Here is a 12,173-nt window from a genome sequence, read left to right on the forward strand (position 1 = left end):
AATATCAATATCTAAACCTGTGCGCCCTTAGCTCAGCTGGATAGAGTACCTGGCTACGAACCAGGCGGTCGGAGGTTCGAATCCTCCAGGGCGCACCACAATTTAAGGTCATTGACCTTGATATGGTTTTTTTTAATTAGAATATCAATATCTAAACCTGTGCGCCCTTAGCTCAGCTGGATAGAGTACCTGGCTACGAACCAGGCGGTCGGAGGTTCGAATCCTCCAGGGCGCACCACAATTTAAGGTCATTGACCTTGATATTGTCTTCTTTAATTAGAGTATCAATATCTAAACCTGTGCGCCCTTAGCTCAGCTGGATAGAGTACCTGGCTACGAACCAGGCGGTCGGAGGTTCGAATCCTCCAGGGCGCACCACCTTATAAAAAGGCTCCGTATTTACGGAGCCTTTTTTGTTTGCCCAGCGAAGCTGGCAAACCCATTAGGCTGAAAGAAGCCTAAATCACCCTGATTGAGGGGAAGATAATCCGAATCGCAAGGGCGTTGCTGGCCAACGGCAGGGTTTGAAGGAAGCGATAGGAAGTTAACAGTACACAACGAAAGTGAACCTGATTCGGCAATTTAGGTGGGTAAGCGTGCAAAATAGCGTGAAGCCCGATACTCAATCAGACCTAGATTGTGCTTGAGGGTGGCATTGTTAACAGGGAGCCAGTGCAGTAACTGGGGAAGCCTGACATCACATCCGAGCAAACGTCGGAAGCATAAACTCAAGGCGAGAGCCAAGATCTATGTTGGTGCGAGGTGGCAGATGAATCCGTAGTAGTGAGTAAAGCTCGGCCGGTGAAGCCCAGTAATGGTGTGGAGGATAAAACTGAGCTGACCATCAGTAACACGTCTGATGGGACAACATTTTGCCAAAAGCAATCTGGTGTTGCGAAGGGATGAAGTACATTTTAAGTCTGTGATGAGCAGATGTTTTTTTTCAGTGGTATACAAGTTGATTAGCTATCGAGGTCCTCTGTCGCGGTCTTTGTGAAAGCAAAGCACTGAAGCGAGAAACCGTACAAGGGAGTAACTCTGACTCACTCTAGTAAATTGCCATTGAGCTAGAAGGCTAGAGAGTGGAGTGAAATACACCAACACTGTGAGAGAGCATTTGTCCCCACACGGCACACAATCTAAAGGAAAAAGTTGAGAGTTTACTACAGTTTATATGGTCACTTGCTCCACAAAGAGCGACTCTATAAAGGATTTAAAAAAGTGTGGAAAGCGAAAGGCGCGGCCGGAATAGATAGGCAGAGCCTAAGCGACTACGCCCAAAATCTGAGTGATAACCTAGATCAACTTCTTCTGGAACTCAAAACCAAGCGATACACCCCTCAACCCGTCAGACGGGTAGAAATACCGAAAGATGATGGTGGGGTGCGATTACTTGGGATCCCAACAGTACGGGATAGAGTTGTCCAACAAGCTCTAAATGATCTATTAACCCCAATCTTCGAAGAGCAGTTTCACCCATCCAGCTTTGGGTATAGACCGAATCGAAGTTGTCACGATGCTATAAACAAAGCGACGATGTTCATCCGTCGATACGGAATGCAACACGTCGTAGATATGGACTTATCGAAGTGCTTCGATAAGCTCGATCATGAGCTTATTCTAAAAAGCATTAAGAAACGAGTCACAGACAGTAGCGTACTGGAGCTCATCAAACAGTTCCTGAAAAGTGGCGTAATGGTTGATGGAGAGTGGCAGCATACCGAGATAGGTAGTCCGCAAGGTGGAGTAATAAGCCCACTGATAGCGAACATCTATCTGGATGCGTTTGATCAAGAGATGCGAAAGCGAGGACATCGAATAGTCCGTTATGCCGACGACATACTGATCTTCTGTCGCAGCCGTAAAGGTGCAGAAAATGCGCAAGTACAGGCAACGAAGGTCCTGGAAAAACAGCTCAAGTTAACGGTGAACGAAACCAAATCACACATAGCGCACAGCGGCGAAGGTGTGAAATTCCTTGGAATAGAAATCGGTAGCCATTATAGCCGTATTCAGCCAAAGAAAATGTCGACGTTCAAAGGAAAGTTGAAGCGAGTGACAAGACGCAATGGCGGTAAGCCATTGTTAGAAGTCATTAAACAACTGAATCCACTTCTGAGAGGGTTCAGCCAGTACTTTCGAATAGCGAATGCCAACAGGGAGTTTAAGAAACTGGCCGCGTGGTTAAGGCGAAGACTTCGCAGCGTCCAATTACGATTATGGAAAAAACCGACCCGACTCCACCGCAGGCTAAGACAGCTAGGTTACGAAGGGTCATTCAGGTATATCTGTATGGATAGTTGGAGAAATGCTGCGAGTCCATTAGCCAGTTACTCGATGCCAAATCAATGGTTTAACGACCTTGGATTAGTGAATCTTGAACACGTTAGGACAGGATATGTGTTCAGCCATTATGCTGAATGGAAATGTGCATGAGCCGTATACGAGGTCCGTACGTACGGTTCTGTGAGAGGGATGAGGCGGAGACGCCTCACCCTACTCGATGTTTTCATTTCTGCAACATTAGTACAACAAGAAATTTACACTTCAAATTTTATCTCTTTGTTTTTAAACGCCAAAAATTCCTTTTTTTAACTGTATCTCAGTATTAGCATCTTATTTCTTATATCGTGAAAATAGTTCTAGTGACTTACGCTAAGAAAGCTTAAACATAAAGTAGATTATAGATTTATTGGCCAGTATATGCCCGATTTTGTGGCGTATGCTAGAAGGTTCCTTAAACAAAATTGACAAACTTTTACCAATCGAGATAATCCTTAGATAGTGTGGTAGTCGTAAATTGAAGAATTTGCAACTAACAACGTTGTCAGGATGACATAGAAAGGAAGCTACATGACAAATATTGGAAGTCTGCTAGGAGATGCAGCGGTACTCATGGTTACAGGTATGGGTGTCGTATTTATCTTCTTAACTATTCTCGTTTACCTTGTTCGATTGATGTCCTCTTTGGTTCCCGAAGACGCACCTCAATCGCATACAGCCCCAGTTCGTAAACAAAAAATTTCATCAGACCCTTCTGCTGTTAAGCCACAAGTAGTGGCTGCAATTTCTGCAGCGGTGCATCAGTACCGTACAGCAGCAGCTAAGTAGATTTGGTTCAAAATTAAAAGGAGTTAATGAGCATGTCTAAACCACTTGCTATTACGGACGTTGTATTACGTGACGCCCATCAATCGCTATTTGCTACTCGCATGCGTATTGAAGATATGTTGCCTATTGCAGCGGAATTAGACAAGGTAGGCTACTGGTCTCTTGAAACTTGGGGCGGTGCAACGTTCGATTCATGCATTCGCTTTTTAGGCGAAGATCCATGGGTTCGCTTGCGCGAGCTTAAAAAAGCAATGCCAAATACACCCATGCAAATGTTGCTGCGTGGCCAGAACTTACTGGGCTACCGCCATTACGCAGATGATGTGGTGACTAAGTTTGTAGAGCGAGCTCATACAAACGGTATGGACGTATTCCGTATCTTTGATGCGATGAATGACGTGCGTAATTTCCAAACCGCGGTAAAAGCAGCGGTTGATGTTGGCGCTCACGCTCAAGGCACACTGTCATACACAACCAGCCCGGTACATAATCTAGAAGCATGGGTCGACCTTGCTAAGCGTTTGGAAGATCTTGGCTGCAACTCTTTGTGCATTAAAGACATGGCAGGCTTGCTTCGACCTTACGAAGCGGAAGAGCTCATTACTCGCATTAAAGCTTCTTGTGATGTCCCTCTGGCGCTGCATTGCCATGCGACGACGGGTTTGTCGACGGCAACAGCGATAAAGGCCGTTGAAGCCGGCATCGATATCTTAGATACCTCTATTTCATCAATGAGCCAAACATACGGTCATACGCCAACAGAAACCGTTGTCGCTATGCTGGAAGGCACTGAACGTGATACCAACCTTAAGTTAGAGCAAATAGAACCGATTGCTGCATATTTCCGTGAAGTACGTAAAAAGTACGCTAAGTGGGAAGGTGCAATGAAAGGCATCGACTCACGTATTCTCATTGCTCAGGTTCCTGGCGGCATGTTAACTAACATGGAAGGGCAGCTAAAAGAGCAAGGCGCTGCAGATCGCATTGATGAAGTGCTAGAAGAGATCCCTCGTGTACGTAAAGACTTGGGCTACATTCCACTGGTAACGCCAACGTCTCAAATTGTCGGTACTCAGGCCGTAATCAATGTGCTTACCGGTGAGCGTTATAAAAGCATTACCAAAGAGACTACTGGCCTACTGAAAGGCGAATACGGTTCAGCTCCAGCTGAGTTAAATAAAGAGCTTCAAGCAAAAGTACTGGAAGGCAAAGACCCGATCACATGCCGTCCTGCAGACTTGCTCGAAAATGAACTGGAAGTGTTATCTGCTGAGTTGTTTGAAAAAGCACAAGCCGATGGCATTAAATTGGCTGAAGAACGAGTAGATGACGTATTAACGTATGCGCTCTTCCCACAAGTTGGTTTGAAATTCCTGAAAAATCGTAATAACCCTGACGCATTTGAACCGGCTCCAACACTTGAAAGTGCCGCGCCTGCAGCACCCGTTGCCGCGTCCTCACAAGGTGGTATCGAAGCATACAGCGTTAAAGTTGATGGCCAAGTTTACGATGTAGAAGTCGGCCCGCAAGGTCAACTGACATCGGTGACTCCTGTTGCTAATACTGCGGCTGCACCTGTTGCATCGTCTGCGCCTGCAGCTGAGGCTGAGGCCATTAACGCTCAGCTTGCTGGTAACATTTTTAAAGTGAATGTTGAAGCCGGGCATCTCGTTGAAGAGGGCGATGTACTGCTGATCCTAGAAGCGATGAAAATGGAAACACCAGTTACAGCACCAAGTTCAGGTGTTGTGCAAGGTATTCACGTGAAAGAAGGTGACTCAGTCACGGTTGGCGCACCTTTAGTTAGTATCGCGTAAGGGAGAAACATGGACGGTTTATTGATCTTATGGTCGGAAACAGGGATTGCCAATTTTCAGTTTGGTCAGTTATGCATGATCTTTGTTGGATCAATGTTGTTGTTTTTGGCCATTCGCAAGGGTTTTGAGCCTTTGCTGCTGTTACCTATTGGTTTTGGTGCAATCTTAGCGAATATTCCAAACGCTGGTTTTACTGATCCCGGCGGTTTACTTTACTACGTTTATTATATTGGCATAGAAACTGGGGTCTTCCCGCTGCTGATATTTATGGGTGTTGGCGCCATGACCGATTTTGGTGCCTTGATTGCTAACCCTAAAACCTTATGGTTAGGGGCGGCAGCTCAGTTTGGTATTTTTGCTACGCTATTCGGTGCTATTTTGCTGAACTACGTTCCTGGAATGGAATTTAGCATGGCCGATGCGTCTTCAATCGCGATTATCGGTGGAGCCGATGGCCCTACAGCCATTTTCTTAGCAAGCCGTTTGTCTCCTGATTTACTTGGAGCAATTGCGGTTGCCGCGTATAGCTACATGGCATTGGTGCCGATCATTCAGCCACCGATAATGAAAGCATTGACGACACCGGAAGAACGCCAAATCAAAATGGCTCAGCTGCGTCACGTTAACAAAGGAGAAAAAATTCTTTTCCCGTTAGCGGTATTGCTAATGACTATTTTGTTTTTGCCTTCAGCAACGCCACTTGTCGGCATGTTCTGTTTAGGTAACTTAATGCGTGAAGCGGGTGTGGTTGATCGTCTTTCTAATACAGCGCAAAACGAACTCATTAACATAGTAACGATCTTCTTGGGCTTAGGGGTTGGTTCTAAACTTCAGGCAGACGAATTTCTGAATGTTGAAACCCTTGGTATCTTAGCGCTTGGTGCGGTGGCCTTTAGTATTGGCACTGGTGCGGGTGTTTTGATGGCTAAGCTGCTGAACAAATACTCGAAAGAAGACATAAACCCATTGATTGGCGCAGCCGGTGTTTCTGCTGTACCAATGGCAGCACGAGTTGTGAATAAGGTTGGCCTTGAAGCGAACCCACAAAACTTCTTGTTGATGCATGCGATGGGGCCAAACGTTGCTGGTGTATTAGGTTCAGCCGTTGCTGCGGGTATCTTGCTTGCTTTAGCGGGTTAAATAATCTGCTAAATTGCGACCTGATGGTTAACGTAGTTTAATAAAATGGTATATATTCAAAGGGATGCTTTTGCATCCCTTTATTATTTTTAGCGCAAAGGGCCCCAGAGTATGACGGACAACAAAAGAGTCGTAATAACGAAATTCGGTGATGCCGATACGTTAGCTATTCAAACTGCTGCGATACCGACACCAAAAGAGGGTGAAGTAGTAGTTCAAGTCTGCTTTGCTGGCGTGAACCCGATTGATGTTAAAACGCGAGCTGGTCTGGGTTGGGCTGCGGCGCAAAACAAAGATAAACTGCCGTGGACACCGGGCTATGACATTTCAGGAAAAATTGTCGGCTTAGGTGAAGGGGTGACGCAATTTGAACTTGGCGACTCGGTCGCGGGCTTTATTGGCTTTCCATTGCAAGGTGGTGGCTACAGCCAGTACTTAAGTCTGGATGAAAAAGTGCTGAGCCGAGTGCCTGATGCCGTTACTTTGGAAGCGGCCGCTGTGCTTCCTTTAGCGGGACAAACCGCAGCTCAGGCACTGACAAAAGGAGAAGTCGGAGCGAACGATCGTGTTCTCATACTTGCGGGAGCGGGTGGCGTAGGGCATTTAGCGGTGCAAATTGCAGTTGCCGCTCAAGCAGAGGTATACACAACCTGTAGCGAAGCCAATCTTGACTATCTTGCCACACTGGGCGCTCATGCGATTAACTATCAATTTGCCCCTGTTTCTGAGCGGGTTGAAGACGTCGATGTTTTGATCGATTTAGTGGGTGGAGACGCCGCGTTAGATGCATTGAAGTGCTTAAAAGATAACGCACGAGTGATCACTGTACCGACGTTAAGTGCAGAGCTGATTTGCGAAAAAGCTCAGATACTTGGCTTTAAAGCCTCTGGTATGCTCGTTGAGGCCGATCCTGAGCAGCTTGATACTATGTTATACATGGTTAGCGTAGGGATATTAAAAACTGAGATCCAGAAAATATACCCTTTCTCTTCGGTTTCTGATGCTCATCGTCAAGTCGAAACTGGGCGTACTCGAGGCAAGGCGTTACTTGATATGCAGTGCTAGCTACCTTCGTTGAATGGTTAAGTGAATCGGCATTATGGGTACTTTTTTCAACTGGATTCCTTAGTGCGACCTTACTCCCCGGAGGTTCAGAAGCCGCTCTCATCGCAATACTTAAACTTGGCCACTATGATGTGGCCGAGATTATTTTGGTCGCTACACTGGGTAACACACTGGGTGGCCTGACTAATTATTGGATAGGTATTCTTCTTCCAAATCGAACCCAATCCGAAAAACATGGTCATAAAGCTTTGAGATGGTTAGAGCGCTATGGCTATTGGACTCTATTACTCAGTTGGCTGCCAGTAATTGGTGACCCGTTATGTTTAGCCGCTGGTTGGCTAAGAATGAAATTTATCCCCTGCGTTATATTGATTGCGATTGGCAAGGCACTTCGTTATGCCGTGTTGACTGCTGCATTTTATGGCGTTTTTTAAGGAGTTTTTATGAGACAACTTTGGTTAGGCAGTTCGTTAGCCCTATTCCTTGCTGGTTGTTCCAGTGTATCCCCAGTCTCTTTTTTTTCGTCTGTACCTGATGGGTTTACCTTAATAGAAGAAGCCACGTCTGAGCCGGGTAAGGCGATAATCCCTTACTCTAAATATCAGCTAGACAATGGCCTTACGGTGATCTTAGCGCCTGATGAGTCCGATCCTTTAGTTCACGTTGATGTTACTTATCATGTTGGTTCTGCAAGAGAAGAGATTGGAAAGTCTGGTTTTGCTCATTTTTTCGAGCACATGATGTTTCAAGGCTCTGAACATGTTGGTGATCAAGAGCATTTTCGCATTATCACTGAAGCGGGTGGTACGTTAAATGGCACCACAAATAGAGACAGAACCAACTACTTTGAAACGGTACCTGCAAACCAGTTAGAAAAAATGCTGTGGTTAGAATCGGATCGCATGGGCTTTTTATTAGATGCTGTTTCTCAAAAGAAATTTGAAATTCAGCGAGATACGGTTAAAAACGAGCGTGCTCAGAACTATGATAACCGACCATATGGATTGATGTGGGAGCGCATCGGTGAAGCGATGTACCCTGAAGGCCGCCCGTATTCTTGGCAAACCATTGGTTATGTAGAAGATCTAGATCGTGTTGATGTGAATGATCTTAAAGCGTTCTTTTTGCGTTGGTATGGCCCGAATAACGCCACGATCACTATTGGTGGTGATATCGACAAACAACAAACACTAGAATGGATAGCGCAATACTTTGGCGAGATCCCGAAAGGGCCAGAAGTCGACTTCGCTCCTAAAGTCCCTGCTAAGTTAGAACAACAGAAATTTATAACGCATCAAGACCGAGTGCAGCAACCTATGTTGGTTATGAGTTGGCCGACCACCTATATGGGAGGAGATGATCAGGCTTCATTAGACGTACTTTCAACCGTACTGGGTGATGGTAAAAATAGCTTACTGTACAAAGAGTTTGTTGAATCAGGAAAAGCCGTTAGTGCGGGTGCATTCCAAGATTGCGCTGAATTAGCCTGTACCTTTAATGTTTACCTAATGGGTAACGCGAATGCATCATTAGCTCCGCTTTATAGTCAGTTGTCTGAGACGCTCGGTTCTTTTGGTCTTGACGATATATCGCAAGATCAACTGGATGCCTTACTGGGCCGAGCTGAAGCCAGCACGGTCTTTGGTTTAGAAAGTGTACGAGGTAAAGTGTCACAACTGGCTGAAAATGAAACCTTCTATGGACAGCCAAATAGAATGGAAACCGAGTTAGCCCAACTTAGGGCGGTAACACCGAATTCCATCAACGACGTGTATCAACAATATATTCACTCCAAACCTTTTGTTGCACTTAGCGTCGTACCAAAAGGTAAGTCTGAACTTGTCGCGAAACCGGAAACCTTCGTCACTCCGGCGAGAACATTACCTAAGTATCAGAAAACTCAAGAAAGTGATTTGGCGTTTAGACCAACCCCTAAAAGCTTTGACCGAAATATAATGCCAGATGTATCCGGCAGCGTGAAAGGCACGATGCCGGAGCTGTACAAACTGTATTTAGACAACGGCATAGAAGTACTTGGAACCGTGACGGATGAAACGCCTACGGTTCAGTTACAAATTGAACTTCCTGCAGGTAAGCGATATGTGCCCGTTGGCAAAGAAGGGGTTGCTGGTTTAACGGCAGCCATGATGCACGAAGGCACAATAAAAAGAGATTATGCTCAAATTGAAACCGAGCTTGATAAGCTTGGTAGTAGCATCAGCTTCAACGATGGGGGTTACACCAGTACGATTTACGTCTCGAGTTTGGAGAAGAATCTAACCGCTACGCTAACTGTATTGCAAGAAATGCTATTCGAGCCTGCGTTTGAGCAAGCAGATTTTGACCGAGTTAAGCAACAAAGCCTACAGGGCTTAGTCTATGAACATCAGAAGCCAGGATGGCTTGCAGCACAGGCGACACGAATGGTTCTGTTTGGTAACAGCATCTTTAGCCGTGCAAGTGATGGCACTCAAGCGTCGCTAGAAAGTTTAACGCTTGATGATGTAAAGGCGTTTTACCAGCAACATTACACTCCACAAGGTGCACAGATTGTTGTTGTAGGCGATATTGATAAACGACATCTTGAACATGAACTGTCGTTTTTGAATCAATGGCAAGGCCCTACAGCTCCCTTGTTTACTCCGCAAGTTATTCCAGCCGTTAAAGATCAAGCAGTTTACTTAGTCGATAAACCCAACTCGCCACAAAGTGTGGTACGTCTTGTGAGGCAAGGCATGCCGTTTGATGCGACCGGAGAGTTGTACCTGACTCAGTTAGCGAACTTTAACTTAGCGGGTAACTTTAACAGCAGAATTAACCAGAACTTGCGTGAAGACAAGGGCTATACCTACGGCGCCAATGGCTATTTATATGGTCAAAGAGAAACAGGGGCGGTGATTTTTAGTGCTCAAGTTCGTGCTGATTCAACAGTTCCAGCGATTCAAGAGTTCATTAATGAAATGAACGAATTCTCCATCGATGGGGTAACACCAAAAGAACTGGACTTCATGAAGCTGTCTATTGGCCAACGTGATGCTTTGATCTATGAAACGCCATCGAAGAAGGCGCAGCTACTGAGCGGGATTTTAACTTATTCGTTGGATGAAGATTACCTAGAGCAGCGGGATAGCATTTTGCAGCAGGTTGATAAAGCCACGATTGATAAGGCTGCAAGCAAATGGTTTGATCCTAGCGAGTATCAAATCATCGTTGTCGGAGATGCGAAGCAACTAAAGCCCGAATTAAAGAATTTGGGATTACCGATTCGAATGCTTGAAATTGCGCCATAGAGGCCGCATAAAGTAATAGTATTCTAGTTTGCTGTTAACCTGTGATTGATGAAACATGCAGTCATAGGTTAGCAGCAGGGCTCACCTGATATTGATTTAGCTATTCATTTTAGTTGCTATTCATTAGTGACAATGATTATTCTAACCAGATCCTAACTTGAGAAGTGACGCAGTTTTGACTGATTTTGCTAAGCGACTAAATAAAGTGGCTACCAACCCATCTATTTTCCTTCAATACGGACGAGGCGTAGAGCGTGAGACATTACGTTATTACGGTGATGGCCAGTTAGCGTTGACGCCGCACCCATCAGGTTTAGGTTCGGCCTTGACCAATAAGTGGGTGACGACGGATTATTCAGAATCATTGCTCGAATTTATTACCCCGGTATCTCACTCCGTAACTGAGCTAATGGGGCAACTTGCTGATATACACCATTTCACTCAAAAACAGATGGGTAATGAAAAGTTGTGGCCGCTGTCTATGCCCTGTTTTGTGGCAGACCAAGATACTATCCCTCTAGCCCAGTATGGCAGTTCAAACAACGGCCGTATGAAGACGTTATACCGTCAAGGCTTAAAGCAGCGCTATGGCAGCTTGATGCAGGTTATATCCGGGGTCCACTTTAACTTTTCGTTCCCCGATTCGTTTTGGGACACCCTTTTAGGTGAGCAAGCGGAAGTTGATCGCCAAAACAGCAAGTCAGAGGCGTATTTTGGCCTGATCAGAAATTATTATCGTTTTGGTTGGATGATCCCATTCTTCTTTGGAGCGTCCCCTGCGCTGTGCTCTTCATTTGTGAAAGACCGCGACAGTAAGTTGCCATTCGAGAATTTAAATGGGTCACTGTATCTCCCTAATGCTACAGCGTTACGTTTGAGCGACTTAGGCTATACGAACAGTGCTCAAAGTGAGTTAAAAATCGGTTTTAATAGCATTGACGAATACCTTACTGGGTTGAATGCCGCCATTAGAACCCCTTCGGATGACTTTGCTCAGTTAGGCGTAAAAGAAAACGGTGAATACCGCCAGCTTAATAGTAATGTGCTGCAAATCGAAAATGAGCTCTATGCACCGATCAGACCAAAGCGCGTTGCTCGTTCAAACGAAAAACCATCACAAGCTTTACAACGAGCCGGAGTTGAATACATTGAAGTGCGTTCATTAGATGTGAACCCATTTAGTTCGGTTGGCGTGACTCAAGAGCAAGTTCGATTTTTAGATCTATTCTTAACGTGGAGCATTCTGTCAGACTCAGATCCTATGGACAGCTGTGAGCAGAAGTGCTGGCATGACAATTGGGAAAAAGTGATTCTGGAAGGGCGAAAGCCCGGCTTAGAGCTTCAGATAGGATGCAGTGGTGAAAGATTGTCACTGCAAGATTGGGCACACCGCGTGTTTGATGATTTAGAAGACATCGCTCGAGTTATGGATGCTGCACACGGCAGTACAGAGTATATTGACGTATGTCATCAGCTTCGTTCATGGATTGATGAACCAGAGAAAACAATTTCTGGCCAGCTTCTTGATTACATAAAGAAAAACAAAGGAATGAAAGCGACGGGTGATAAACTGGGTTCCCTGTATAAAGAGTTGCATCTGAATCACCAATACAGCGCGTATTCAGAGCAGTTAATGCAAGACGAAGCAAAGCGCTCAACTGCAGAACAAAAACAAATTGAAGATGACGAAACGGTTGAGTTTGAACCATTTTTAACCGAGTATTTTTCTTATTTAAATGAGTAATGTAAG

The 12,173-nt window shown here is 45.3% G+C and carries 8 protein-coding genes and 3 tRNA genes; all 11 read left to right on the top strand.

Annotated features, from left to right (window positions below; translation table 11 throughout):
- The first annotated feature begins 21 nt into the window (after positions 1 to 21).
- The 11 genes from VTAP4600_RS00585 to gshA all read left to right on the top strand — a co-directional run bounded on the left by VTAP4600_RS00585 (position 22) and on the right by gshA (position 12,167).
- Positions 22 to 98 (top strand) — tRNA-Arg (locus VTAP4600_RS00585).
- Positions 99 to 161: 63 nt separating this feature from the next.
- Positions 162 to 238, top strand: a tRNA-Arg gene (locus tag VTAP4600_RS00590).
- A gap of 63 nt (positions 239 to 301) precedes the next feature.
- Positions 302 to 378 (top strand) — tRNA-Arg (locus tag VTAP4600_RS00595).
- Between the two features lie 774 nt (positions 379 to 1,152).
- On the top strand, positions 1,153 to 2,436 hold the full coding sequence (ltrA, locus tag VTAP4600_RS00600; protein ID WP_102521018.1) for a group II intron reverse transcriptase/maturase: 1,284 nt from the start codon (positions 1,153 to 1,155) through the stop codon (positions 2,434 to 2,436).
- A 417-nt stretch (positions 2,437 to 2,853) separates the two neighbouring features.
- On the top strand, positions 2,854 to 3,111 hold the full coding sequence (locus VTAP4600_RS00605; protein ID WP_102521019.1) for an oxaloacetate decarboxylase subunit gamma: 258 nt from the start codon (positions 2,854 to 2,856) through the stop codon (positions 3,109 to 3,111).
- Positions 3,112 to 3,143: 32 nt separating this feature from the next.
- Positions 3,144 to 4,928, top strand: coding sequence for a sodium-extruding oxaloacetate decarboxylase subunit alpha (gene oadA, locus VTAP4600_RS00610; protein WP_102521020.1), 1,785 nt, complete (start codon positions 3,144 to 3,146; stop codon positions 4,926 to 4,928).
- 9 nt (positions 4,929 to 4,937) lie between these two features.
- A complete protein-coding gene (locus tag VTAP4600_RS00615; RefSeq protein ID WP_102521021.1) occupies positions 4,938 to 6,068 on the top strand; it encodes a sodium ion-translocating decarboxylase subunit beta in 1,131 nt (376 codons plus the stop codon).
- Between the two features lie 111 nt (positions 6,069 to 6,179).
- Positions 6,180 to 7,133 (top strand): NADP-dependent oxidoreductase, encoded by a 954-nt coding sequence (locus VTAP4600_RS00620; RefSeq protein WP_102521022.1) that lies wholly within the window; start codon positions 6,180 to 6,182, stop codon positions 7,131 to 7,133.
- Entirely contained in the window at positions 7,127 to 7,567 is a 441-nt protein-coding gene (locus tag VTAP4600_RS00625; RefSeq protein ID WP_102521023.1) for a YqaA family protein, read from the top strand. Before VTAP4600_RS00620 ends, VTAP4600_RS00625 begins: the two co-directional genes overlap by 7 nt.
- A gap of 9 nt (positions 7,568 to 7,576) precedes the next feature.
- Positions 7,577 to 10,423, top strand: coding sequence for a M16 family metallopeptidase (locus VTAP4600_RS00630; RefSeq protein WP_102521024.1), 2,847 nt, complete (start codon positions 7,577 to 7,579; stop codon positions 10,421 to 10,423).
- 175 nt (positions 10,424 to 10,598) lie between these two features.
- Positions 10,599 to 12,167 (top strand): glutamate--cysteine ligase, encoded by a 1,569-nt coding sequence (gene gshA, locus VTAP4600_RS00635; protein WP_102523841.1) that lies wholly within the window; start codon positions 10,599 to 10,601, stop codon positions 12,165 to 12,167.
- The last annotated feature ends 6 nt before the right edge of the window (positions 12,168 to 12,173 follow it).

Source organism: Vibrio tapetis subsp. tapetis, assembly GCF_900233005.1.
In the GTDB taxonomy this organism is placed as follows: Bacteria; Pseudomonadota; Gammaproteobacteria; order Enterobacterales; family Vibrionaceae; genus Vibrio; species Vibrio tapetis.